Raw genomic sequence first — 25244 nt, 5'->3', positions numbered from 1 at the left:
AAGTGAAGCTGGCAAGAAAGATTAAGAACAGACTTTTCAGATCAAAAAAGAAAACGCAAAAAGAAAATGCAGCTGTCATTGTCCATCCAGCTGATAACAGGGTTTTTTCTCTATTTGATAAAACGAAGCGAATTGAAGAAAACCAGCAAGTCCCTGTCAGAAAGATTTCTGAGTTTTCTTGGAATGGGTCAATTCTAAAAATTGCGGGTTATATGTATATCAAGGGCCTGCCGCTTCAAAAAGAGGATCAGGTTCGAAAACGTTTATTATTGGTGAACAACGGTGTTTTATTTACAGCTGTTTCACTGCGGGATGTTCCGGTAGATAAGCTGTCAATTGATACTTCAAATGTGCCTGGAGCCTATAAGTGGGCAGGATTTTCACAGCAGATTAACTTTTCTAAGCTGATGAATGACAAACCTCTTCCGCAGGGCGAGTATAAGCTGTTTCTCGAGATTGAAGCTGTAGATGACCAAAATGTAAAACATCAGGAAGTGCATACAGTCGGAAATGTAAGTAATTTCCTTTCTAATGATGTGTATGCCACAAAAATGGAATTTCATTCTGCTAAAAAGCTGATGAAGTTCAATTTGATCGTTAATTATGATGAGGGCGAAAAGACGATTAATTTGTCTTGCAACAAACTGCAGGAAATTGATCCGAGCCTTTTGGAGCTGGATACTGGAAAAGAGGCAAACCGCTTTTTGCGCAAGCTGAATACAAGCTTATTCCATTTTGTTTATGATGTATTCCGCCTGCTTCCAATTAAGTCTAATAAAATTGTATTTGCTTCTGACAGCCGGCTTGATATGACAGGAAACTTCGAATTTGTTTATGAAGAGCTGCTGAAACGTGAAGAAAATTTTGATTTCAAATTTTTCTTAAAGAGCAGCATTCGAGATAGAAAAAGCCTGTCTGAACTGATGTCGATGGCTTATCATTTTGCGACAAGCAAAATCATTTTTATAGATGATTTTTATCCGATTATTTATCCGTTAAAAATCCGTAAAAATGCGGACCTTGTCCAGCTGTGGCATGCTGTCGGCGCTTTTAAGACATTCGGCTACAGCCGAATCGGTCTGCCAGGAGGACCGTCACCGCATTCGAAAAACCATAGAAACTACACGAAGGTTATTGTCAGCTCTGAAAATATACGGAAGCACTACGCAGAGGGCTTTGGGGTAGACATTGAGAACGTCATTGCTACGGGCGTACCGCGAACAGACTTTTTCTTTGATGAAGCGAAGAAGGCATTTGTAAAAGAACGCCTTTACACGGAATATCCGTTTCTAAAGGACAAAAAGGTCATTCTTTTTGCTCCAACCTTCCGCGGAAACGGTCAGCAATCAGCTCATTATCCTTTTGAAGTGCTTGATTTTGACCGTCTGTATCGAGAGTTAAAGGATGAATATATCTTCTTATTCAAAATTCATCCATTCGTACGAAACGATGCCAATATACCTTATCAGTACAGCGATTTCTTTTATGATTTCTCTTCGTTCAGGGAAATTAACGAGCTATTGCTCGTAACAGATATTCTGATAACGGATTACTCTTCTGTTTGCTTTGAGTATGCTTTATTAAATAAACCAATGATCTTCTTCAGCTATGATGTAGATGATTATATTCGCAAACGTGATTTCTATTACGATTACTTTGACTTTATTCCTGGCCCTCTTGCGAAAACGTCTGAGCAAATGATTTCGATCATTAAAGAAGAGAAGTATAACTTTGAGCAAATTGATTCATTTGTTCATTATTTCTTCGATGATCTTGATGGAAAAGCAAGTGAGCGAGTCGTCGATCAAATTGTTTTCCCTCAGGAAGAAGAGCCATCAGAGGATAAGGTTCTTAAAAGATAAATCAAAAACACCTTTTGCAGCCGCAAAAGGTGTTTTTTTTATTGATATTCCGGAACATCAAAGTAAAGTGTATAGCCGTCCAGCAATGAATACAGGCTGTACATGCGGTTTACTTGTTTGTACGCCCAGCCGATGTCTGTTGCGTATTGATGTGTCGCTGTAGCTGACCATCTCATTTTGTACAGTGTGTCCTGATTGTAAGCTGTGTTGTGGATATACGATGAGCCTATGAATTTAGCTCCGCCGATAATGGCCGCTTCTGGTGTGAACCAGCCCTGTTCGTACGCATATTTGGCTCCGTAGTAATTCGGATTGCTGTCGTATGCTCCAATTCCATACATGTTGTATACGGTTTTTCCGTTATAGGTTAATCCATTGGCTAAGGCGGATGTCCCGTTTCCTGTTTCCAGAAGAGCGTGTGAGATTAAATACAGTTCGTTGATGCTATATTGATTGGCGGCATCGATAAATGCCTTTGCTCTCCCTGTCAGGATGCCTTTACCCGCAAGCACTTTCTGATTGACCTCAGTAACGCTGAGGCCCGCTGTCTGTGACAGCTTGAGAAATTGGAAGTAGTATTTGCTGTCTCTGGAAAAGTTATTCGGATCCACGTATTGAACTACTTCATCACTGCTTGCGTTTCGCCAGCCCAAATTGATCTTAGCCCAGCCGTTTATCTGTCCGATGATTTTCACTTTATCGCCTTTTTTAAATTGGCCGATCACGTTTGTCGGGCTGACTTCCGGCGTTGACCGGATATTTAGTACATCAGCCGTAACGGTTGATGTTGCTGTATTAATGTACGTGAGCGATACGTAAGCCGCTCCGTCTGTTTGCGGACTTACTGTCATTTGTTTTTGGACCATATCACGAAGCGAGAGATTGTAATTTGTTTTCATGATTTGCGGGCCGTTTTTGATCTTCACGATAGATGATGTCCATCCGTATAATTGTTTTAGCTTCGTTGATGCCGCAGCAGCTGTATCATTGCCTGTGAACTGCTCATTTACGCTGATTTTATAAAGCGTATTGCTTTTCGTTGTATAGCTCGGGGTTACACTTTTCGATTTAAGATAGGTTAACCCATTGTTCAATGCTGTTTTGCTGCTGAGCTGTGTTGTCACGATTTTGTATTGTGTATATGCAGTCTGGCCTGTTTTTGATGTTGTGACTGCGATTTTATTTTGTTTGAAAAATGTTAAAACGCGGTCAATCTCTTCTTGGCTGATGATAGCTTCAGTTGTGATTTGGTAGCTGCTCGCAGCTGTCTGACCGGTTTTCTGGCTTGCTGCTGATATATGATTCGATTTGAAAAACGTGAGTGCCTGATTGACTTTCGTTTGATCAAGCAGAGATTCGGTTGTGATTTTAAACGTGTCAGCTATTTGTTTTTTGACGGATTTCGCAGAAGCACTCAGCTGATTTTTCTTTAATATGTTCAAACCCTTTGTGACCTTTGCTTGATCTGATGTTTCTTCTGAGATGAGCTGATATTGATTTTCTGCTGTTGATCCAGCTGCTGTTTTTGCAGCTTTTACTTTTTTCTGAGCAAAGAAGGCTGCTGCTTTGTTTGCTTGCTGCTCGCCTAAAATCTTTGCCGTCGTGATTTGATAAGCTGCAGACGTTGTCGTTTTTTTGACGCTGGATGACGTGTAATGCCATTTTTTCTTTTTAAAGAAAGTGTCTATTTTTTGGAGCTGCTGTTTTGTTATACCCTTCATATTCACGGTATATGATGTGCTTTTTCCAACCTGTTGATAACTGCCGGATACGCCGGTGTTTTTCTTGATTTGGCTGATGGCATCCTTTACTGTATTCAGTCCTTTGAAATAAGCTGATTGGACATTGTATGACTCAACGGTTGTTTTTTGATTGATGGACTTGTAGCTGCCTGTGATGCCAGTGCTCTGTTTCAGCTGCTGCAATAGAGTCTTGGCATTCGCTTCACCTGAAATGGCAGCAGTTGTGAACGTATAATAGGCTTGCCCTTTCACCGTTTCCTTTAATGATGCATGCAGCCCCGATTCCTTTTGGAAGGCGTTTTTGATCTGCGCTGCTCTGCTGTCTCCCACGATTGTGCCAGACTGAATGGTTGTGACAGACACCGTGTGTGTGATGGGCTGATACGAGCTTTTAATCCCCGTTTGCTTAGCCAGGCTCTGGATAAGCGCCTTGACTTTTGTCTCATCAGCAATGTCTGATGTCATGACGTTCATATAGGGCTGAGCTGCTCCGTAAGCTTTTACAGCGCCAGCCACTCCCGTCTCCTGTTTCAGCTTTGCTAGGATAGTGTTGGCCTGTTTTTCTCCGGAGATGGCACCTGACGAGATGGTGACATATGGCTGTTTGCTTCCAACAGGACTTGACGTTCCTGTAATCGATGTCTGTTTGGCGAGTCCGCTCAGTATTGCTTTCGCTTCTGATTCGCTATGAATGCCTGAGGCGGAAATTTGGTAGGTCGTTGTTGTGCCTGAAGCCTGATAGGATGCATCCCAGCCAGTATCTTTTTCCAGTTTGGCGACAGCTTGTGAGGCTTGGCTTTCTGTACTGAACGTATTCGACGGCTCTACTTTATATAGTGAGTAGTCGGTATACGCGGCTGCCTGGGCAGAACCAGATATGGCAAAAAAGGCAAGGGACGCGGCGGATAGAAGCATAGGTGCGATTAGTCTCTTTTTCATTCCTTCTCCTCTTTCTTATTCTATGAGTATATAAAACTAGTTTATTTATCGGCACGCGCATGCTTCATTTATAGGTGAATCACTTCCATTTTCTAATAAAAAAACTTAATCTCAAAGTGAGATTAAGTTTAAATATGAGACACGATAAGGGTACAAGTTCCTTTTATCGTAAAATCGGGCATTTGAGACGGCAAAATAAAGTGATCGCCTTTTTTGAGCAGACATGTTTTGTCCTCATACATGAGCAAACCGCTTCCTTCTATCACGCTGCAAATCAGAAAGGATTCATCCTGAGCCATTTCAGCTTCGCCATTGATGTCCCATTTATACACCGAAAAATATTCCCCTTGGACAAATGTTTTAATGGTTATGCCTTTTCTTGATTCTGTCGATTCATCTATATACCCGTCCACATGAGGAACCGTGGCGGCATTGACCGCTTTGGCAAAATGAAGCTCTCTTGGCTTCCCGTTGTCATCAACCCGGTCATAATCATACACCCGGTATGTGGCATCTGAATTTTGCTGAGTCTCTAAAACAAGGGCCCCCTTGCACAATGCATGCAGCGTTCCGCTCGGCACATAATAAAAATCACCCGGTTTAATTTTGATTCTTCGCAGCAGGCCCTCCCAGTCACCGCTGTTGATCATTGTGACAAGTTCGGTTTTTGAGCGGGCCGTATGCCCGTAAATGATTTCTGCGTTTTCCTTACAGTCGATAATGTACCAGCATTCCGTCTTGCCGAGTTCTCCCTCTTCGTTTTCTCCGGCATAGTAATCATCAGGGTGAACTTTAATTGACGTATCTTCCCTCACATCCAGCAGCTTTGTCAGAAGCGGAAACCGATCCCCCTCTACGCCGCCGAATACTTCACGGTGCTCTTCCCAAAGCTCGATTAATGTCTTTCCTTTATACGGGCCATTTGCAACAGTGCTCGGTCCTTTTGGATGAGCGGAAATGGCCCAGCATTCCCCCGTTGATTCTGAAGGAATACTGTATCCAAATCTATCTCGTAAAGCGGTTCCGCCCCAGATTTTTTCTTTAAACACAGGCGTTAGAAAAATCGGTGATTGCGTCATGATCCGTACCCCTCCCCTGTAAATAACTGATCATCATTTTCCCGGTGCGCCCCTCTTACAAACGCCCGTATAAGCTGTCTTTTTTCCGATGACAACATATGTACAAAGCATCATCTTTTCACTACCCCTTCAAAGAAAACGCTTCCTATCTATTATATCACGTCGAAAAGAAGCTTTGTTTCAGCCTTTTCCTCGATAAGAATAATTCTCCTTTTTTGATACAAATTAATAAAAACCGTCAATCTGTTTACGAAGGAGAGAAACTATGCAAATCGACTCTGATCTCCAACGCAATATAGAGACATTGAAAAAAAAGTTGGGACAAAACGACGATATCATGTTTTATACGTTTTCATTTGGAGGCAGCAGACAGAAAGCGTGCCTACTGTATATTGACGGTTTGACAGAAAATAAACTTCTGGCGCAATACGTCATTTCTCCTTTACAAAAAGAAGCGTTAGACAAAAAAGAGGGCTTGATTGAAGATTTATCCGCTTTCTTTTTCGGCTATCATCACAATGTAATCTCTACTATAAAGGAAATACAGCAGCTTATTTTTTCCGGACATGCCATCTTGCTGGCCGATGGATACAGCGGAGGGCTGGCTTTTGATACGAAAACATTCATGACGCGCGCCTTTGAAGAACCTTCCTCTGAAATCGTAGAACGCGGTCCGAAGATTGGCTTTATTGAAAATCTCCGGACAAACACGGCGCTTTTACGAGAGCGGACGAGTGACCCTAATCTCATCATAAAAGAAATGACGATAGGCAAAAGGACAAAAAAAAAGATAGCTGTCGCATATATTCAGGATATTGCCCCTGATTATGTCGTAAAAGAAGTGTTTAAACGCCTAAAATCCATCATAACAGATGATTTGCCGGAATCAGGCACACTTGAGCAGCTCATTGAAGATGAACCTTTTTCGATCTTTCCGACGATCTTAAGTACAGAGCGTCCAGATCGTGTAGAAAGCTCATTGTTGGAAGGCCGGGTTTCCATTTTGGTGGATGGCACGCCGTTTGCACTCGTTGTCCCCGCAACGCTTGATGAATTTATTCATTCACCGGATGATTACAGCCAGCGCTGGATTACAATGTCACTTATTCGTTTGCTTCGTTATTCCAGCATCCTGATTACCATTTATTTGCCGGGCTTATATATTTCTCTCGTTTCCTTCCATACGGGGCTTTTGCCGACGAGAATGGCTATTTCAATTGCAGGCAGCAGGCTGAATGTGCCCTTTCCGCCTTTTGTTGAAGCCTTTATTATGATATTTACGATAGAACTGATCCGGGAAGCCGGTTTACGGCTGCCAAAGCCGATCGGACAGACGATTGGGCTTATTGGAGGCGTTGTCATCGGACAGGCAGCTGTGCAGGCGCAAATTGTCAGCGCACTGATGGTCATTGTCGTTTCCGTTACGGCATTGGCGTCCTTTACCGTTCCTTCATACGCCTTTAACTTTCCGCTGCGGATTATTCGTATCGCAGCAATGATAAGTGCAGCTGTATTGGGCATGTATGGCGTCATCATGGTCTTTCTGTTAGTAATTGGCCATTTAATGCGTTTGAAAAGCTTTGGCCAGGATTACATTATTCCGATAATGGCACAGCCCGGACAAGATTTGAAAGACACGATTATTCGCGTTCCCACCCTATTTTTAAAAAGAAGACCTACCCGCAAAGGCACAAAAGATAAAATCAGACAAAGGTGATGGCTATGAGGCAATCAGAGGACAAGCTTACATTTATGCAGACGCTTATTATGGTAAGCAGTACAATGATCGGTGCTGGCGTCTTAACCCTTCCCCGCTCAGCCGCTGAAACCGACAGTCCGATTGGATGGATCATGATCCTGCTGCAGGGCGTTATTTTTATTATTTTTTCTCTGCTTTTTTTGCCTTTTCTTCAACGAAACAGCGGGAAAACGATTTTTGAGCTCAACAGCATTGCAGCGGGAAAAGTGGTTGGTTTCTTTTTGAATGTATTTATTTCCCTGTATTTTATCGGTATCGTATGTTTTCAGACACGGATTTTAGGCGAGGTTGTCGGATTCTTTCTTTTAAAAAACACACCGATGGCGGTTGTTGTGATCATTTTTCTGGCAGTTGCCATTTATCATGTGGCTGGGGGCGTATACCCCATTGCGAAGGTATATGCATATATCTTCCCTATTACAATTATTATTTTTCTCATGCTTTTGATGTTTAGCTTTCGTTTGTTTCAGTTAGATTTTATACGGCCCGTTTTTGAAGGCGGCTTTCAAAGTTTTTTTTCTTTATTTCCTAAAACCCTTTTATATTTTTCTGGATTTGAAATTATTTTTTATCTCGTTCCCTTTATGAAAGATCCAAAGCAGGTAAAAAAAGCTGTCGCCTTTGGTATTGTAACCTCAACTGTTTTCTACAGCATTACTTTGTTTATTGTCATTGGCTGTATGAGTGTGGCTGAGGCAAAAACAGTGACGTGGCCGACGATTTCACTCATTCATGCATTAGAAATCCCGGGCATTTTTATTGAACGGTTTGACCTGTTTTTACAGTTAACTTGGACAGCACAGCAATTTGCATGTATGCTCGGCTCCTTTAAAGGGGCGCATATCGGATTAACAGATATCTTCCACCTGAAAAATAAAAACAATCCTTGGCTGCTTACTGCATTGCTGGCTGTTACATTTTTTCTATCAATGTTTCCTGAAGATCTTAATGCCGTGTTTTATTACGGTACACTTCTCGGATATATATTTCTAGGCATCATTGTAATACCATTTTTCATCTGGTTTTTAAGCTGGATACAGAAAAAACTGGGGAGGGGGCAGCTGCAATGAAGACAATGCTGAAACTTTTTGTAATGGTTCTGATGCTGCAGATGCTCTGCGGATGCTGGGATGTAAAAAATATTGAAAAATTGTCTTTCGCGAGAGGACTTGCGCTCGATGAAACGGATGACCACCAGTATAAATTAACATACCAAAACCTTCTTCCCCAAAGTGAAGACAGCCAAGCATCCGGAAAACCCGAATTTGTTAATGTGACATCCCATGGGAAAACCATTCTAGAAGCAGTCAGTGATGTATCCATCAAGGACCCTCCTATTTATAGCGATCATTTAAAAGTCATTCTTCTTGGAGAAAAGCTAATGAGGAATCAAAACATAGATCAGGTCTTCAATCATTTTATCCGGGATGATGAGCTGCGGCGCAGCAGCTATTTGATGGCAGCAAGAGGGAAAGCCGGAGATATTTTCACAAAAGGAAGTCCGAAGCAGCAGCTGCCGATGCCTTCCGAAAAGCTAATTGATCTGACCAATAACAGCGGGTATAACGGGAAGATTATGATGCCGCTTCGTATCGGCAGAGCTTCTATCTATTGCCAAAATGGCTACAGTTTTCTTATTCAAGCCGTAAAAAACCAAAAGGGAAAAGCCAAGTATGACGGTTCAGGCGTTATCAAAAGAGGCAGCAATAAACTCGTTGGGTTTCTTTCAGCTGATGAAACCCAAACACTGACATGGGTCATGGGGACGATCCAAGGCGGTGTCATGCCAACGACAGATAAAGGACATCCGATTACGTTTGAAATTAAAAAGTCGAAAACGAAAATTAAGCCCGTCATTGAAAACGGAAAGCCTGTCTTTCAGATTTCTGTTAAAACAAAGGGCATCCTGACAGAAGACCAAAACCCGAATGAAAACTCCTTTAGCAAAAGTTATTTGCACAGGCTGGAAAACATTTTTGAAAAAAAGCTTGAACGAGATGTAAAGCAGGTGATGGATAAACTGCAGCACGAGTATAAAACCGATCCGGTCTTTTTATCAGACCACATAAGGATTCAACACCCTGACTACTGGAATAAAGTAAAAGGGCATTGGGATGAAATATTTTCTGAGACTGATTTTAAGTACGATATTTCTTTTAAAATCATTAACTTTGGCACGGTGGGAAAGTAAGCAATCAAAAGGGTGCGCATGATCGCGCACCCTTTTTTATGTTCCGACAGTCTGCTGTTTTCCGGCCGCTCCTCCCTGTCCGTTTTTGTCCCGTAAATCCTGCTCAATTTCTTCAAGGCTTTTTCCCTTTGTCTCTGTCACTTTAAATCGAACAAATAAGAACGCCATGATACCGATCGCGGCATAAATCAGGAATAAATAACTGATTCCGATCGCTTCCATTAATATTGGATAGGTTAGTGAAACAATCAGTGTCCCAACGTGCAACATTAAGGTCGAAACACCGGTCCCGATTCCTCTGACGTGAAGGGGGAACAATTCAGGAAGCATCACCCACACAACCGGTCCCCAGCTGACCGCAAAGACAACGATAAACACGCCTAAACAAATGACGGTCGTCCATGAGGCAGCCGGAGTGTTATCGAAAAAGAGATTTACTAAAGCGAGAACGATCAAGCTGATCACCATTCCCGCATTCCCGAATAGCAATAACGGCTTTCTTCCAATCTTGTCGATGATTTTAATCGCTACTAATGTCATGACAACATTGACTGTGCCGATTCCGACCGTGCCTAAAATCGAAGCGGAGTTTCCGAATCCGACGTTTGTAAAGGTCTTTGGCGCATAGTAGATGATCGTATTCGTTCCGATAAATTGCTGCAAAAAAGCGAGTCCCAAACCTGCAATAAGCGCTGGGCGCACCCATGGATCGAACAGCTCCTTCAGGCCGCCTTCATCCTGCTTTTCCGCTTCTTTTATATCATGTATTTCCTGATCAATATCTTTTGTGCCACGCAATTTTTCAAGAATTTTCTTCGCTTTGCTTTCTTCGCCATTCGTGAACAGCCAGCGCGGGCTCTCCGGCATAAACAAAATGCCAATGAGCAAGAGCAATGACGGCACGGCAGCCAATCCAAGCATCCAGCGCCACGCTTCGGCATCGGCAAATATGTAATTGACAATGTAAGAAAGAAGGATGCCGACCGTGATCATCAGCTGATTCAGTGATGACAGCGCCCCGCGTTTATGTTTTGGCGCCAGTTCAGATAAATAAAGGGGCACGATTGTCGTCGATGTTCCGACTGCAAGTCCCAAAATGATGCGAAACAGCACCATGACTCCCGTATTTGGGGCCAGTGCCACACCAAGACCGCCTATACAAAACAGCAGCGCGGCTGCCATAATTGCTTTTTTTCTTCCGAAACGGTCAGTCAGCTTGCCGGCTGCTCCTGAGCCTAATATCGCCCCAACCAGCAAGGAGCTGACAACAAGACCTTCTGTAAACGCGTTTAAGCCTAACTCCTTTTTCATAAATAAAATAGCTCCGGAAATCACTCCGGTATCATAGCCATATAACGCGCCTCCAAGAGCTCCGAAAAAATAAAGCCATATATTTGACTGCTTTTTCATAAAAATGACTCCCTTTCTCCATCAGCTGCAATGACATTGTCTGTGGGATTTTTTTAGAAATCTTTTAGCCTCTTTTTCCGGCTATTAAACCTTTTTATTTTGCTGATCATAGGTTTTCCAATCATTTACTTGTATTTTTTTCAATGTCACTGAAACATTTTACCTGCTGCGGCGTCCAATATAAGGTGATTCAGCACATCATCATTATCAATTTTCAAAAACAAGAACTTATAAATATAGGAATATTTATCGAAAAATGTCTTTCGAGGAGTTGCCCCATGGCAAATAGAATGGTACGCTTCAAATATTAAAGAAACGTGAGGTATTGATATATGGAAGAACGAACACAACGCAGAAAGAAAAAGAGAAAACTGAGAAAATGGGTGAAAGTCGTTGCCGGTTTAATGGCTTTTCTAGTCATTGCGGCAGGCTCTGTCGGCGCCTACGCTTTTGTAAAGCTGAACAATGCTTCTAAGGAAGCTCACGTCAGCCTTGCACGCGGAGAACAATCCGTAAAACGGATCAAAGAATTTGATCCTGGAAAAGATTCATTTTCTGTATTGCTCTTAGGAATTGATGCCAGGGAGAAAAACGGCGAGACCGTCGATCAGGCAAGAAGTGACGCGAATGTGCTGGTTACATTTAATCGGAAAGAAAAAACAGCTAAAATGCTGAGCATTCCGCGTGATGCCTATGTAAATATCCCAGGCCACGGGTATGATAAATTCACACATGCTCACGCCTACGGCGGCGTTGACCTGACTGTGAAAACAGTTGAACAAATGCTGGATATTCCCGTCGATTATGTCGTAGAAAGCAATTTCACGGCTTTTGAAGACGTCGTAAACGAGTTAAATGGCGTCAAAGTAACGGTAAAAAGCGATAAAGTCATTCAGCAAATCAAAAAAGATACAAAAGGTAAAGTCGTTCTTCAAAAAGGAACACATACGCTTGATGGTGAAGAAGCGCTCGCTTACGTAAGAACACGTAAAGCAGACAGTGACCTTTTACGCGGGCAAAGACAAATGGAAGTGCTGAGCGCCATTATAGATAAATCAAAATCATTGAGCTCAATTCCGGCTTATGATGATATTGTGGATACGATGGGGCAAAATTTAAAAATGAACTTATCTCTTAAAGATGCCATCGGCCTGTTCCCGTTCATCACTTCATTGAAATCAGTTGAGTCTATTCAGCTGACGGGTTATGATTATGAACCTGCCGGAGTCTATTATTTCAAATTGAATCAGCAAAAGCTGCAGGAAGTTAAAGAAGAGCTGCAAAACGATTTAGGTGTATAATGAACGGGATGGCGATTACGCCATCCCGTTTTACATATTTCCTTATTGAAAATTATCAAAGTAACGATTAGCCTTAATTTATATGGATTATGTTTCACAGGCAAGCTGAACATACTACACGAAGCAGCTTCATTTTTAAGGAGGTTCCCCTACATATGAAATGTATTGCGATTGATCTTGACGGAACATTACTGAATAAAGAAAGCGTCATTTCTGTGGAAAACAGAGAGGCGATCAAGCGGGCCGTTGATGCCGGCATCCTCGTCACCATTTGCACGGGAAGAGCGACATTTGATGTAAAAGCGCTGCTGAATGACTTGGACATCCCTATCATTGCAGCTAATGGCGGTACGATCCATGACACGGGTTACCGTTTGATCAGCCGGACATTAATGGATCAGGAAGCTGGTAAAGCGATTGCTGATTACTTACTTTCAAAAAACATTTATTTTGAGGTATATACAGATGACCATCTGCTATCTCCTTTTGACGGCGAAGCTAAGCTGCACGCGGAGCTTGACATTCTAAAGAGCGCAAACCCAAACGAGCAGACGGATGAATTGTGGCAAGGAGCCATGACTCAATTCAAACAGTTTGGCATTAAACCAATCCCTCATATCGAATCGGTTTTTGACGGGAGTGAAAACATTTATAAGCTTCTTTGCTTCTCCTTTGATATGGACAAGCTGAAACAAGCGAAGGAAGAACTGAAGCATCATAAAAAACTGGCTCAAACCTCTTCAGGAAAACATATTATCGAAATCCTGCCGGCCTCGTCAGGAAAAGGACGCGCGTTAACAAAGCTCGCTGACCTATACGGAATTGAACCACAGGATATCTATGCGATCGGCGATAGTCCAAACGATTTATCCATGTTTGAAGTCGCCGGACACCGTATCGCCATGGAAAATGCGATTGATGAATTAAAAGAAAAAAGCACCTTTGTCACAAAAAGCAATGACGAAAATGGTGTGGCCTACTTTATAGACCAGCTTCTTTCAGGACAATATGCATAAAGAAAAGACTCCAGAGATTGGAGTCTTTTTCTTTTATTGCACCCGTATACTTCCTGCGTATTTATCCTTCCAATATGTGCTCGTGTTCATATTGGTGATGGTCACGCCGTTTGATAATGTGACATGAACAACTTGTCCGTTTCCGATATAGATGGAGGGATTTAAGCTTGTTGATTGAAAGAACACAATGTCTCCCGGCTTCAGGTCCGCCTTCTCAATCTTAGTTCCGGCATTGTACTGGCTTGTTGCGTATCGAGGCAGGGAAATACCAGCTGCTTTCTGGTATACATATTGGACAAATCCAGCTGTATCAAATCCTGTCTCAGGTGTTACTCCGCCCTGTTTATAAGGTACTTCTCCGACATAAAGCGTCGCTTCGGAAACAATCGGATTTTCTTTCGGGATTGTCAGGTTGTCAAATCGGCGAATACCCGTCATCTTCGATTTCCAGTAATCCTCTGACAAATAGGAAATGGTTACTTTTTCTGACCGGCTTGCCTGAATGAACCTGCCTGCGCCCGCATAAATGCCTGCATGTGAAATTCCCGTTTTATACGTATTGCTGAAATAGACGACATCACCAGGCTTTATGTTCTGAGGGGCTACCTTCTCGCCCACTGCCCACTGCTGTTCGGCTGATCGTGGCAGATAAATGCCGAGTGCCTGTTGAAACACATATTGCACAAGCCCCGAGCAATCAAAGCCCTCTGACGGCGTGCTTCCGCCAAACACATATGGGACACCGATATATTTTTCAGCCTCCTGTACGACAGGAACATCAGCCGTTGCCGGATCGGCAGCGATTCGTCTCGCCCCGATATAAGTTCCGCTCCAATAGCTGCTTTTTTTGTAATTGGTGATGATAACCCCTTTTGACTGTGTACTGTGAACCATTTGGCCGTCTCCGATATAAAGGGCGTCATGTGTCGGAACAGTGCCGGTGCTTCCCTCTTTCTTGAAAAACAAAATATCACCCGGCTTCAGGTTTTCCGGCTTTACAGCTGTTCCGATTTTATACTGGTCGTTTACAGATCTCGGCAGATGAATATCAGCCTTACTGAACACATATTGTATCAATCCTGATGGATCGAAACCCTCTTTCGGCGTTTCCCCGCCATATTTATACTGATATCCAAGCAGGTTTTTTGCTTCGCTGACAATCAATTCTGATGATGTATCAGCTTCCGCAATCTCCGCTTTTGTCATAATTGGAACCAAAAAACAAATGATAACCGCCACAAGCAAAAACTTCTTCCAGTTTGCCAGTGTGTTCACTTTTATTATCTCCTCCTCTTTTTGCAGTTTTAACATCGGTATTTTTTTGAATATGTTAAGAGACTTTTTGATATTTTTACAGAATGAATATGCTGGGCAAATAAAAAGAGAGTGTCTCATCAGACACTCTCTTTTTTGAATTATTTATTGGCGTTTACCGGTTCTTCCTGCTGTTGGATTTTATTCATTTCCATATCAATCTTCTGTTTTTCCTGATCTGTCAGCTGATCATTGAATTTAAAAGCTGACATAAACATGAACACGATGGCTACGGCAACAAATGGCCAGATGGCTTTGACAAATTTCATCTTTATCACTCCGTTTATTTAGATTTTAGTTTGTCACTATGATCAATATCAAACGTCAGTTTTCCGTCTTCTACTTTCCAAGCGAAATTAGAGTCTTTCGTCAGTTCGCGAATAATGGTTTTCTGTTTAAGGCTGTCTTTTTTCACAGGTGCAGGTGTCGCTTCATGGATGTCGATCGGTGTCACTTCAAAGCGTCCTGTTCCATTTTTCTTCAGGTGATACTGAACCAGTGCACTGTCTCTTGTTCTCGTCCAGCCTTGGTCAAAGACAAAGTTGCCGAGGCTGTAGAAAATGACGGTTCCGTTATATACTTCAATCGGTTCTAAGACGTGCGGATGATGGCCGACGATGATGTCAGCTCCCGCATCAGACATGGCTCTTGCAAGCTGGCGCTGGCGGTCATTTGGATCATTGTCATACTCTTGTCCCCAGTGTGACTGCACAACAACAATGTCCGCATGTTTTTTCGCTTCTGAAATCATAGGGATGAAGATTTCAGGATCTGCGGGCAGCACGCCCGGCGTATTCTTTTTAGCCGCAAAACCTTTCCCGGACACATCGGTAAAGCCAAGCGTCGCAATCGTTACCCCGTTGACTTTCTGGTACGAAATTTTCTTTTTCGCATCACTTAAGCTGTATCCCGCTCCAACGATATCAAGGTTTTGCTTCGCAAATTCTCCAAGTGTATCTTTCATGCCCTGAACGCCGTAATCCATTGCGTGGTTGTTGGCGCTGTTGAGAACTGTGAAATTCATGTCCTTCAAGACTTTTACTGATTCCTTATTCGTCTGCAGATGAATCTTTTTATCTGCTTGTTTATAATTCTTTTGATAGGTTACCGGGTTTTCAAAGTTTCCTGCTACATAATCCGAAGCTCTAAAGATCGGTTCAACATATTGAAAAATACTGTCTGCCCCTTTTTGCTCCGTTACTTTTTCAACATAGCGTCCCATCATAATATCGCCTACAAATGAGGCTGAGAGTACGTCGTCAGAATACGTTTTGACCTTCGGCGTTTCCGCTTTTCCCGCCCACATGAAAGCGAACATAAGGACAAAAACGATCGGAATGGCAATAAATACGTGCTTATTGGTTTTCTTTTTTTGCTGTTTTGTCAGCTTTAGCAGCTTTTCATGAAAGCTCAGTTCTTTTTTCATCGTTTGACACACCTTACATTAAATTAAGTAGTAAACAAACATGATTGCAAAGGTCGCTCCGCTCAATAGCAGCGTGCTTCCGAACGTAATAGTTAAACCTTGTTTCTGAATGGTATTGGCAATTAAACCTGGCACGATGATGCCGATTCCTCTAAATTCTGCGATTTCAAATGGTACAATCGGGTATAGAAAATCAAATGCGATTTTCAGTACGATCCCTGTTATCAGCATGGCAGCGAATTTTCTGCGTCCGTACAAAATCATAAATTTGGATAAACCGTATTTCACAATGACATACGTGAGCAAGCTCACTAGCAAAACAAGTAAAATAAAGACCGGCTGATTAAACACAAGTCCTAAATATCCCGGTACAACAAGTCCTGCCGGCACGATCCCTGTTTTTTCCGCAAAAATTAAACTGAGTAGTACACCTAAAATTAGTGCGATGTATAAATCTGATCCGAACATGTCTGCATTTCCCCCTAGCTTACGAGCTGCTTTACCTTGTATTCGTGGATTTTTTCAATTAAAGGCTCTGCGGCACCATGAATATTGCCGACGCCATATATGACACGGTTGTGCATTCTTTTCTTTAACAATTCCATAATTTCATCTGTTGACTTATACTCTAGATCATGCAGTTTGTCTGCAGGAATTTTGCCTTCTTCGTAGGCTTTTACGATCGGTTCTGTTGTTTCACCGATTAAGATTAGTTCACTTGCTTCAATATAAGGCAATACGTCATTTGCGAATTGCTGTGTCCGATCGACACGGTCTGCGCGGCAGTTCATGATGATGATCGGATCATCGGTCGGGTAACCGATTTCTTTTACACGTTTCCATATATTCAAAGTAGAAGAAGCGTCGTTTGCGGCAAACCCATTAACAAAGTGCCCAGGCTCGCTCGGACTGATCAGCGGAAGAATTCTCATTGCTCCCGGATCTGGCGGCGCATTCAGCATTCCCTTAAATGCTGTTTCTTCGTCAATGCCGAGTGCTTGAGCCACACCCAGCGCCAGAGAAGCGTTATCAGGGAATACCATGTATTCAAATTTACGTAAATATTCATCTGTAATTTTTGAGTTATCAGCAATGATGACTTTTGTGTTTCGTTCTTTTGCTTTTTGTTTAAAGAACTCGGTATATTCACTATCTGTAATGACAAGATGGCCATTATAAGGAATTGTAGCGGTAAACGCTTCTGCAATTTCATCAAGCGTCGGCCCCATGACATCCATATGGTCTTCTAAAACATTCACAATGACGCCGATATTGGCCTGCAGAAGTTCTTCCTGAAAGATGATTTGATAATCTGGGTTAACAGCCATGCATTCACTGACAATCGCGTTAGCCCCTCTTTCTACTGTTTCTCTCATGACTTCTTTTTGCTCTCCGATATTCGGCCCCTGAGGTTTCCGTTTAATCGGCTTTTCCTCCGGTGTGTCCCAGTAAATCATTCTTGCATCTGTTCCTGTTGTTTTTCCAACAGTTTTGTAACCGGCTTCTATTAATATTCCGGTTGTCAGCCTTGTCACAGTCGATTTTCCGCGGATGCCGTTAATATTCACCCGAACAGGGAGGGCATCAATGTTTTTCTGATGTCGTCGTTTTTCTAATATTCCGATGACCAGTATGACAGCACAGGCTATAATGAGTAACCACATTGCTTTTCGACATCTCCTTCTATATTGTTGTAAATTCATTCATCAGTATATAGAATCACTATGAATTCTCAATCGGCATTATGTAACATAATCTTCCCTAATCGACTAAGCCAAACTTCTCTTTTGAAAGAGATTTTATACCTACAAACTGTTTTCTATTTTTGGAAAACAGCAGGACTTACACCTTATCACTTTTTTTAAAAACCAAAGAAAATGCGCTTTCATTTTTCTCCTGATATCCTTCTGGACGTATAGTCACACCCCGCTGTTTGTATTTAATATGCATTTCAAATCAATCTTTTTTCAGCCTGTGTTATCAAGCATCTCCTGCTATCATGCGTGTTTCCGGTTCTTATGAACACAAAATAGTTTTATCCTGTTTCTTAAGGACAAGGTCATAATGTCATCCTTTCTGCATGGAAGCGGCAATATTAGGCCCATTCCAAAATGACTAATGGGACCAGCCATGAAAACGCTAAACATACGAGTCCGAATTCTCTAACATAATTAAACATTTTCTGGGATGATAGTCTTTTCTGTTTCTCACCATTTACAGGTCTAAACGCATGACTTTGAAACAATTTTAATAAAACTTAATATTTGTTCAAGAAATCTTCATCCATATTTGTGAAGACTTTGTCAAAAAAAGAGTGAAAACCTTAAATTTTTCAATTATATATACAATTTACAAGTAGATTTCTTTTGATATTTTTATTGCTAACTTCGGATTGTTCATGATAATCTATCTATGTAAACGGTTACATAAACAAGGAGGAGCTGTTTTGGCTACAATTAAAGATGTCGCCGGAGCGGCGGGCGTTTCAGTTGCGACGGTTTCCCGCGTCCTGAATGATAACGGCTATGTACACGAAGAAACGCGAACGCGTGTCATAGCTGCGATGGCGAAGCTGAACTATTACCCGAATGAAGTCGCCAGATCTCTATATAAAAGAGAATCCCGACTGATCGGACTTTTGCTCCCGGATATCACAAACCCTTTCTTCCCCCAGCTTGCCCGCGGTGCGGAGGATGAATTGAACCGGGAAGGCTATCGCCTTATTTTCGGCAACAGTGACGAGGAATTGAAAAAAGAACTTGAATACCTTCAAACCTTTAAGCAAAATCATGTCGCAGGCATTATTGCCGCAACAAATTACCCGGATCTCGAGGAATACAGCGGCATGAATTATCCAGTTGTTTTTCTGGACAGAACACTTGAAGGGGCTCCTTCTGTGTCCAGTGACGGCTATACAGGAGGAAAGTTAGCCGCTCAGGCTATCATTCACGGAAAAAGCCAGCGCATTACGCTCTTGAGAGGACCCGCTCACCTGCCGACCGCTCAAGATCGATTTAACGGTGCTTTGGAAATCTTAAAGCAGGCTGAAGTTGATTTTCAGGTCATTGAGACGGCTTCATTTTCAATTAAAGATGCACAATCGATGGCGAAGGAGCTGTTTGCCGCTTATCCAGCGACAGATGGTGTGATCGCGAGTAATGATATTCAAGCCGCTGCCGTTTTACATGAAGCATTGCGGCGCGGAAAAAACGTGCCGGAGGACATTCAAATTATCGGCTATGATGACATTCCGCAAAGCGGACTTCTGTTCCCGCCACTTTCTACAATTAAACAGCCCGCATATGATATGGGGAGAGAAGCTGCCAAACTGCTTTTGGGTATCATCAAAAAACAGCCGCTGGCAGAAACGGCAATTCAAATGCCTGTCACCTATATAGGAAGAAAGACGACAAGAAAGGAAGATTAAGATGCGTAATATTTGTGTGATTGGTAGCTGTTCTATGGATTTAGTGGTCACCTCGGACAAACGCCCAAAAGCCGGTGAAACGGTTCTTGGCACGTCATTTCAGACTGTGCCGGGCGGCAAAGGAGCAAATCAGGCCGTTGCCGCAGCCAGACTTGGGGCGCAAGTGTTTATGATTGGCAAGGTCGGAGACGATCATTATGGAACAGCTATTTTGAATAATCTCAAAGCTAACGGCGTTTGCACTGACTATATGGAACCGGTTACACATACGGAAAGCGGAACCGCTCATATTGTGCTTGCTGAAGGCGACAACAGCATTGTCGTTGTCAAAGGCGCGAACGATGACATCACCCCAGCGTATGCGTTAAACGCGCTCGAACAGATTGAAAAGGTCGATATGGTGCTGATTCAGCAGGAGATCCCAGAAGAAACGGTTGATGAGGTGTGCAAATACTGCCATTCTCATGATATCCCGATCATGCTAAACCCAGCACCGGCCCGCCCGCTCAAGCAGGAAACAATTGATCACGCCACCTATCTGACGCCAAATGAACACGAGGCTTCGATTTTATTCCCTGAGCTTACCATTTCTGAAGCTCTGGCGCTTTATCCGGCAAAGCTCTTTATTACGGAAGGAAAACAAGGCGTCCGCTATTCGGCTGGCAGCAAAGAGGTGCTCATCCCGTCCTTCCCTGTAGAGCCCGTTGATACAACCGGAGCCGGTGATACGTTTAACGCAGCATTTGCCGTGGCCCTGGCTGAGGGAAAAGACATTGAAGCCGCATTGCGGTTTGCCAATCGTGCCGCTTCCCTTTCTGTCTGTTCCTTCGGTGCCCAAGGCGGAATGCCGACAAGAAATAAAGTAGAGGAGCTGCTGTCATGAAAAAACACGGTATACTGAACAGCCATCTTGCCAAGATTTTAGCCGACCTTGGCCACACTGATAAAATTGTCATCGCGGATGCCGGACTGCCGGTTCCTGACGGCGTTTTGAAAATTGATCTTTCACTGAAGCCGGGCCTTCCGGCTTTCCAAGATACAGCGGCAGTGCTCGCTGACGAGATGGTCATCGAAAAAGTCATTGCTGCAGCTGACATAAAAGCATCCAATCAGGAGAATGCGAAATTTCTAGAAAATCTTTTCTCTGAACAAGAGATTGAATACCTTTCTCACGAGGAGTTTAAGCTGCTGACAAAAGAAGCAAAGGCAGTCATAAGAACAGGAGAATTCACACCATATGCCAACTGCATCCTGCAGGCGGGTGTGCTTTTCTAGAAAGGAGGATGAAACATGCAGATTGAAATGAAAGACATTCATAAAGCATTCGGAAAAAACCAGGTGCTGTCAGGTGTTTCCTTTCAGCTCATGCCTGGCGAGGTTCACGCATTAATGGGAGAAAACGGCGCCGGCAAGTCCACGCTTATGAACATTTTGACAGGCCTGCACAAATCGGATCATGGTCAAATCAGCATAAACGGAAACGAAACGTATTTTTCCAATCCAAAAGAAGCGGAACAGCATGGAATAGCCTTTATCCATCAGGAATTGAATATCTGGCCGGAAATGACCGTTCTTGAGAATCTATTTATCGGTAAAGAGATATCCTCCAAGCTGGGCGTCTTACAAACAAGAAAAATGAAAGCGCTAGCAAAGGAGCAGTTTGACAAACTCTCCGTCTCTCTTTCTCTTGATCAAGAAGCCGGCGAATGTTCCGTCGGACAGCAGCAAATGATCGAAATCGCAAAAGCGCTTATGACAAATGCCGAGGTCATCATTATGGATGAACCGACCGCAGCGTTGACTGAACGTGAAATCAGCAAGCTCTTTGAGGTCATTACAGCGTTAAAAAAGAACGGCGTCTCCATTGTCTATATTTCGCATCGCATGGAAGAAATTTTTGCGATTTGCGACAGAATTACCATCATGCGTGACGGAAAAACGGTAGATACAACAAACATCTCAGAAACTGATTTTGATGAAGTCGTCAAAAAAATGGTCGGACGGGAGCTGACTGAACGATATCCAAAACGCACTCCTTCTCTCGGTGACAAAGTATTCGAGGTGAAAAATGCCTCCGTAAAAGGGAGTTTTGAGGATGTCAGCTTCTATGTGCGTTCCGGTGAGATCGTCGGTGTTTCAGGATTAATGGGAGCCGGCCGGACAGAAATGATGAGAGCGCTGTTCGGCGTTGACAGGCTGGACACGGGTGAGATATGGATCGCTGGGAAAAAAACGGCTATTAAGAACCCGCAGGAAGCCGTGAAAAAAGGTCTCGGCTTTATTACAGAGAATCGCAAGGATGAAGGGCTCCTGCTCGACACCTCGATCCGCGAAAATATTGCCCTGCCCAATCTGTCCAGCTTCTCACCAAAGGGTCTCATTGATCATAAGCGGGAGGCTGAATTTGTCGATCTGTTAATCAAACGCCTCACTATCAAAACAGCATCACCGGAAACGCACGCACGCCATTTATCAGGAGGAAACCAGCAAAAAGTGGTGATAGCCAAGTGGATCGGCATCGGACCGAAAGTGCTTATCTTGGATGAGCCAACCAGAGGTGTGGATGTTGGCGCCAAACGAGAGATTTATACGCTGATGAATGAGCTGACCGAACGCGGCGTCGCTATCATCATGGTGTCATCAGAGCTGCCTGAAATTCTGGGAATGAGCGATCGGATTATCGTTGTCCATGAAGGCAGAATCAGCGGAGAAATCCATGCGCGAGAAGCAACACAAGAACGAATTATGACACTTGCCACGGGAGGGCGGTAATATGAAAACGGAACAACTGCAAACAGAACAAAAACGGATTCACTTCGACGGAGTCATGCAAAAACTCGGCCCGTTTCTTGGTTTATTTATTCTCGTTATCATTGTATCTATTTTAAATCCCAGCTTTCTTGAACCGCTGAATATTTTAAACCTGCTTCGCCAGGTCGCCATTAACGGATTAATTGCGTTCGGGATGACCTTTGTCATTTTGACAGGCGGCATTGATCTTTCTGTCGGCGCTATTCTTGCCCTGTCCAGTGCTTTAGTTGCGGGGATGATTGTGTCCGGTGTCGATCCGGTTCTCGCGATCATCCTTGGCTGTATCATTGGTGCCGTACTAGGCATGATCAACGGATTATTGATTACTAAAGGAAAAATGGCGCCCTTTATCGCCACGCTTGCGACCATGACTGTGTTTCGCGGACTGACGCTAGTGTATACAGATGGAAATCCGATTACCGGACTTGGCACAAACTACGCTTTTCAGATGTTCGGACGCGGTTACTTTTTAGGCATTCCTGTACCGGCGATTACGATGGTTCTTGCCTTTGTCATCCTTTGGGTGCTTCTTCATAAAACACCATTCGGACGCCGGACGTACGCAATCGGCGGCAACGAGAAAGCCGCGCTCATTTCAGGCATCAAAGTGACGCGCGTGAAAGTGATGATCTATTCTTTAGCCGGGCTTTTATCCGCTCTTGCAGGTGCCATATTGACTTCCCGCCTGCATTCGGCCCAGCCGACTGCGGGGGAATCGTACGAACTTGATGCTATCGCGGCAGTCGTCTTAGGCGGAACAAGTCTTTCTGGCGGCCGAGGACGCATTGTCGGCACGTTAATCGGGGTACTGATCATCGGCACACTTAATAACGGACTTAATCTGCTTGGCGTCTCATCATTTTATCAGCTGGTTGTCAAAGGGATTGTTATCTTGATTGCGGTATTATTAGACCGCAAGAAGTCAGCTTAGGAGGGTTTTCACATGAAAAAGGCTGTATCCGTCATTTTAACGTTATCATTATTTTTGTTAACCGCCTGTTCGCTTGAGCCTCCCCAATGGGCAAAGCCGTCAAACTCGGGGAACAAAAAGGAATTCACCATTGGCTTGTCCGTCTCAACACTTAATAATCCTTTTTTTGTCTCATTAAAAAAGGGTATCGAAAAAGAAGCTAAAAAACGGGGAATGAAAGTCATCATTGTTGATGCACAAAATGATTCATCGAAACAGACGAGTGACGTGGAAGATTTAATTCAGCAAGGTGTTGATGCATTATTAATCAACCCGACTGATTCTTCGGCGATCTCAACGGCAGTAGAATCTGCAAACGCAGTCGGTGTGCCCGTCGTAACAATCGATCGATCTGCCGAACAAGGAAAAGTTGAAACCCTCGTTGCTTCCGATAATGTAAAAGGCGGTGAAATGGCCGCGGCGTTTATTGCCGACAAACTTGGAAAAAGAGCAAAGGTGGCAGAGCTTGAAGGCGTCCCCGGCGCATCTGCCACACGGGAACGCGGCTCAGGATTCCATAACATCGCAGACCAAAAGCTCCATGTTGTCACAAAACAATCAGCTGACTTTGACCGCACGAAAGGCCTGACTGTCATGGAAAACCTGCTGCAGGGACATCCTGATATCCAAGCTGTTTTTGCTCACAACGATGAAATGGCGCTCGGTGCTCTAGAGGCAATTAACAGCTCGGGGAAAGACATATTGGTGATCGGTTTTGACGGCAATAAAGATGCGCTCGCTTCCATTAAAGACGGAAAGCTGTCAGCCACCGTAGCTCAGCAGCCTGAATTAATCGGTAAATTGGCTACAGAAGCAGCAGATGATATTTTGCACGGAAAAAAAGTGCAAAAAACAATATCCGCGCCTCTCAAACTAGAAACACAAAAATAATTGTCTGATGTTTAGGAACCTGCGATAACGTGAATAGAGATATAGAATGAATTATTTCTCTTACGTGAGGAGAGGAACGGCATGAACAAACCAACAAAAATATTTTCAACATTAGCACTTGCGGCTGGAATGACTGCGGCGGCTGCTGGCGGCGCTGGAACGATCCATGCTCAACAGCCAGAAACAACGGTAAGCATTGATGATTTATACAGTTATCCGATTGATTCTTATTTGGTATCAGCAGAGGCTCTAAATGTCAGAACGAAGCCTTCCGCATCAAGCCAGAAAGCCGATACGCTGCACCTAGGAGATAGCTTAAAGCTGATTTCCTTCTCAAATGCTGACTGGGCAAAGGTTCAGTATAAAAACGGAAAAATAGGATTTGTCTCCACTCATTACATTGTAAAAGCAGCGACAACGGTAAAAACCAAAACAAAAACAAAAGTATATACTTCCGCTGACGGAAAGAGCATTAAGACTCTTCCAGCAGACACAAGCGTTTCTTTTTTAGGCTGGAGTAAAACGAATAAAGGCGGTTTTGATTTTGATTGGGTATTCGTTGATTACGGCGGTGCGACAGGTTATATGAAAACAAAGGATTTACACATGACAAAATAATTGAGAGGGATTCCGCATTTATGCGGAATCCCTTTTATTATGAATTGATTTGTCGCATTCCCAAGATATTTCTCAGGAAATATTGTCGTATGCTGTGTCGAAACCTTACATGATCATCGACATTTTTGTTCACGCTAAAAAGCGGAGGTGTAAATATGGATCAATTTGAAGCAGCATATGAATCGTATAAAGCCCGGCAAACAACTGTCGATCAAGAAAATGTTCCATCTGGAAAAGAAGAAATTATTGCTGTTAGAAGAAATGAGGAAGACAATATTATCGCAGTGAAAACCAATACAGGAAGAGAGCTCGACTACCCTACTGCGCTGTCAGAAGCAAAATCAGGAAAACTCGCTCATGTTGATGTCTTCCATAAATACGGGCGTGACATTTTGCGAAGTGAACCGGACGGCATCAAGGAAAATAACCTGTCTGAGCTGCCGGATTTTTAAACAAATACAGCCCTGCCGTATGTTGGACAGGGCTGT

General features: G+C 43.2%; 22 protein-coding genes. 14 read left to right on the top strand and 8 right to left on the bottom strand.

The annotated features are described in order from the left end of the window. The first annotated feature begins 2 nt into the window (after positions 1–2). Positions 3–1862: a CDP-glycerol glycerophosphotransferase family protein gene (locus tag M1D94_RS02815; protein ID WP_326243122.1), complete on the top strand. Its 1860-nt coding sequence runs from the start codon at positions 3–5 to the stop codon at positions 1860–1862. Positions 1863–1900: 38 nt separating this feature from the next. Here M1D94_RS02815 and lytD read toward each other — a convergent pair whose 3' ends face one another. Both lytD and manA read right to left on the bottom strand, forming a co-directional pair. Then, entirely contained in the window at positions 1901–4543 is a 2643-nt protein-coding gene (lytD, locus tag M1D94_RS02810) for a beta-N-acetylglucosaminidase LytD (protein ID WP_456270408.1), read from the bottom strand. Positions 4544–4671: 128 nt separating this feature from the next. Then, positions 4672–5622, bottom strand: coding sequence for a mannose-6-phosphate isomerase, class I (gene manA, locus M1D94_RS02805; protein WP_249850815.1), 951 nt, complete (start codon positions 5620–5622; stop codon positions 4672–4674). A gap of 265 nt (positions 5623–5887) precedes the next feature. Here manA and M1D94_RS02800 point away from each other — a divergent pair, with 265 nt between their 5' ends. The 3 genes from M1D94_RS02800 to M1D94_RS02790 are packed head-to-tail and all read left to right on the top strand — an operon-like array spanning position 5888 to position 9572. After that, positions 5888–7339 (top strand): spore germination protein, encoded by a 1452-nt coding sequence (locus tag M1D94_RS02800; protein WP_014481095.1) that lies wholly within the window; start codon positions 5888–5890, stop codon positions 7337–7339. 5 nt (positions 7340–7344) lie between these two features. Continuing rightward, positions 7345–8451, top strand: coding sequence for a spore germination protein (locus M1D94_RS02795; RefSeq protein ID WP_021480748.1), 1107 nt, complete (start codon positions 7345–7347; stop codon positions 8449–8451). Then, on the top strand, positions 8448–9572 hold the full coding sequence (locus tag M1D94_RS02790; RefSeq protein WP_456270407.1) for a Ger(x)C family spore germination protein: 1125 nt from the start codon (positions 8448–8450) through the stop codon (positions 9570–9572). The genes M1D94_RS02795 and M1D94_RS02790 overlap by 4 nt, the downstream gene beginning before the upstream one ends. A gap of 36 nt (positions 9573–9608) precedes the next feature. Here the strand turns inward: M1D94_RS02790 and M1D94_RS02785 are convergent, their stop codons facing one another. Then, positions 9609–10982 carry a sugar porter family MFS transporter gene (locus M1D94_RS02785; RefSeq protein WP_038429742.1) on the bottom strand — a complete coding sequence of 458 codons (1374 nt, stop codon included), beginning with the start codon at positions 10980–10982 and terminating at the stop codon, positions 9609–9611. Positions 10983–11314: 332 nt separating this feature from the next. On the opposite strand from M1D94_RS02785, the gene tagT reads away from it, so the two are divergent. Both tagT and ywtE read left to right on the top strand, forming a co-directional pair. Beyond that, positions 11315–12283, top strand: coding sequence for a polyisoprenyl-teichoic acid--peptidoglycan teichoic acid transferase TagT (tagT, locus tag M1D94_RS02780; RefSeq protein WP_015714819.1), 969 nt, complete (start codon positions 11315–11317; stop codon positions 12281–12283). 155 nt (positions 12284–12438) lie between these two features. Next, positions 12439–13299, top strand: coding sequence for a 5-amino-6-(5-phospho-D-ribitylamino)uracil phosphatase YwtE (ywtE, locus tag M1D94_RS02775; protein WP_283857137.1), 861 nt, complete (start codon positions 12439–12441; stop codon positions 13297–13299). A 33-nt stretch (positions 13300–13332) separates the two neighbouring features. On the opposite strand, the gene pgdS is transcribed toward ywtE, so the two are convergent. The 5 genes from pgdS to pgsB all read right to left on the bottom strand — a co-directional run bounded on the left by pgdS (position 13333) and on the right by pgsB (position 17703). After that, entirely contained in the window at positions 13333–14574 is a 1242-nt protein-coding gene (gene pgdS, locus M1D94_RS02770) for a gamma-DL-glutamyl hydrolase (protein ID WP_003242751.1), read from the bottom strand. A 140-nt stretch (positions 14575–14714) separates the two neighbouring features. Beyond that, positions 14715–14882: an extrachromosomal elements maintenance protein EdmS gene (gene edmS, locus M1D94_RS02765; RefSeq protein WP_003227896.1), complete on the bottom strand. Its 168-nt coding sequence runs from the start codon at positions 14880–14882 to the stop codon at positions 14715–14717. Positions 14883–14896: 14 nt separating this feature from the next. Beyond that, positions 14897–16039 carry a capsular polyglutamate synthetase PgsA gene (pgsA, locus tag M1D94_RS02760; protein ID WP_003227891.1) on the bottom strand — a complete coding sequence of 381 codons (1143 nt, stop codon included), beginning with the start codon at positions 16037–16039 and terminating at the stop codon, positions 14897–14899. Between the two features lie 18 nt (positions 16040–16057). Then, on the bottom strand, positions 16058–16507 hold the full coding sequence (pgsC, locus tag M1D94_RS02755; protein ID WP_003227889.1) for a poly-gamma-glutamate biosynthesis protein PgsC: 450 nt from the start codon (positions 16505–16507) through the stop codon (positions 16058–16060). A gap of 14 nt (positions 16508–16521) precedes the next feature. Beyond that, on the bottom strand, positions 16522–17703 hold the full coding sequence (gene pgsB / locus M1D94_RS02750) for a poly-gamma-glutamate synthase PgsB (RefSeq protein ID WP_003227883.1): 1182 nt from the start codon (positions 17701–17703) through the stop codon (positions 16522–16524). 782 nt (positions 17704–18485) lie between these two features. Here pgsB and M1D94_RS02745 point away from each other — a divergent pair. The 8 genes from M1D94_RS02745 to M1D94_RS02710 all read left to right on the top strand — a co-directional run bounded on the left by M1D94_RS02745 (position 18486) and on the right by M1D94_RS02710 (position 25208). After that, positions 18486–19466: a LacI family DNA-binding transcriptional regulator gene (locus M1D94_RS02745; protein ID WP_015714821.1), complete on the top strand. Its 981-nt coding sequence runs from the start codon at positions 18486–18488 to the stop codon at positions 19464–19466. A gap of 1 nt (position 19467) precedes the next feature. Continuing rightward, positions 19468–20349: a ribokinase gene (rbsK, locus tag M1D94_RS02740; RefSeq protein ID WP_172850294.1), complete on the top strand. Its 882-nt coding sequence runs from the start codon at positions 19468–19470 to the stop codon at positions 20347–20349. After that, positions 20346–20741, top strand: a complete 396-nt coding sequence (gene rbsD, locus M1D94_RS02735) for a D-ribose pyranase (RefSeq protein WP_021480755.1) — start codon at positions 20346–20348, stop codon at positions 20739–20741. The genes rbsK and rbsD overlap by 4 nt, the downstream gene beginning before the upstream one ends. A 15-nt stretch (positions 20742–20756) precedes the next feature. Further along, a complete protein-coding gene (gene rbsA / locus M1D94_RS02730) occupies positions 20757–22238 on the top strand; it encodes a ribose ABC transporter ATP-binding protein RbsA (RefSeq protein ID WP_032726997.1) in 1482 nt (493 codons plus the stop codon). A 1-nt stretch (position 22239) separates the two neighbouring features. Further along, on the top strand, positions 22240–23208 hold the full coding sequence (gene rbsC / locus M1D94_RS02725; RefSeq protein ID WP_003227873.1) for a ribose ABC transporter permease RbsC: 969 nt from the start codon (positions 22240–22242) through the stop codon (positions 23206–23208). Between the two features lie 12 nt (positions 23209–23220). Next, a complete protein-coding gene (rbsB, locus tag M1D94_RS02720; RefSeq protein WP_151870014.1) occupies positions 23221–24138 on the top strand; it encodes a ribose ABC transporter substrate-binding protein RbsB in 918 nt (305 codons plus the stop codon). An 81-nt stretch (positions 24139–24219) separates the two neighbouring features. Beyond that, positions 24220–24756: an SH3 domain-containing protein gene (locus M1D94_RS02715; RefSeq protein WP_151870013.1), complete on the top strand. Its 537-nt coding sequence runs from the start codon at positions 24220–24222 to the stop codon at positions 24754–24756. Positions 24757–24911: 155 nt separating this feature from the next. Then, positions 24912–25208: a DUF3892 domain-containing protein gene (locus tag M1D94_RS02710; RefSeq protein WP_003227867.1), complete on the top strand. Its 297-nt coding sequence runs from the start codon at positions 24912–24914 to the stop codon at positions 25206–25208. Positions 25209–25244 lie beyond the last annotated feature (36 nt).

This window comes from Bacillus sp. JZ109, from assembly GCF_053903135.1.
Note: the sequence above shows the minus strand (reverse complement) of the source record. Positions and strands in the feature narration are given on the sequence as shown.

Coding starts and splice junctions, on each gene's coding strand:
- ywtE (WP_283857137.1), top strand. CDS start 12,439: ATGAAATGTATTGCGATTGATCTTGACGGAACATTACTGAATAAAGAA.
- M1D94_RS02790 (WP_456270407.1), top strand. CDS start 8,448: ATGAAGACAATGCTGAAACTTTTTGTAATGGTTCTGATGCTGCAGATG.
- M1D94_RS02710 (WP_003227867.1), top strand. CDS start 24,912: ATGGATCAATTTGAAGCAGCATATGAATCGTATAAAGCCCGGCAAACA.
- rbsD (WP_021480755.1), top strand. CDS start 20,346: ATGAAAAAACACGGTATACTGAACAGCCATCTTGCCAAGATTTTAGCC.
- pgsC (WP_003227889.1), bottom strand. CDS start 16,507: ATGTTCGGATCAGATTTATACATCGCACTAATTTTAGGTGTACTACTC.
- lytD (WP_456270408.1), bottom strand. CDS start 4,543: ATGAAAAAGAGACTAATCGCACCTATGCTTCTATCCGCCGCGTCCCTT.
- M1D94_RS02715 (WP_151870013.1), top strand. CDS start 24,220: ATGAACAAACCAACAAAAATATTTTCAACATTAGCACTTGCGGCTGGA.
- tagT (WP_015714819.1), top strand. CDS start 11,315: ATGGAAGAACGAACACAACGCAGAAAGAAAAAGAGAAAACTGAGAAAA.
- edmS (WP_003227896.1), bottom strand. CDS start 14,882: ATGAAATTTGTCAAAGCCATCTGGCCATTTGTTGCCGTAGCCATCGTG.
- rbsB (WP_151870014.1), top strand. CDS start 23,221: ATGAAAAAGGCTGTATCCGTCATTTTAACGTTATCATTATTTTTGTTA.
- manA (WP_249850815.1), bottom strand. CDS start 5,622: ATGACGCAATCACCGATTTTTCTAACGCCTGTGTTTAAAGAAAAAATC.
- M1D94_RS02785 (WP_038429742.1), bottom strand. CDS start 10,982: ATGAAAAAGCAGTCAAATATATGGCTTTATTTTTTCGGAGCTCTTGGA.
- M1D94_RS02795 (WP_021480748.1), top strand. CDS start 7,345: ATGAGGCAATCAGAGGACAAGCTTACATTTATGCAGACGCTTATTATG.
- pgsA (WP_003227891.1), bottom strand. CDS start 16,039: ATGAAAAAAGAACTGAGCTTTCATGAAAAGCTGCTAAAGCTGACAAAA.
- rbsK (WP_172850294.1), top strand. CDS start 19,468: ATGCGTAATATTTGTGTGATTGGTAGCTGTTCTATGGATTTAGTGGTC.
- rbsC (WP_003227873.1), top strand. CDS start 22,240: ATGAAAACGGAACAACTGCAAACAGAACAAAAACGGATTCACTTCGAC.
- pgsB (WP_003227883.1), bottom strand. CDS start 17,703: ATGTGGTTACTCATTATAGCCTGTGCTGTCATACTGGTCATCGGAATA.
- rbsA (WP_032726997.1), top strand. CDS start 20,757: ATGCAGATTGAAATGAAAGACATTCATAAAGCATTCGGAAAAAACCAG.
- M1D94_RS02800 (WP_014481095.1), top strand. CDS start 5,888: ATGCAAATCGACTCTGATCTCCAACGCAATATAGAGACATTGAAAAAA.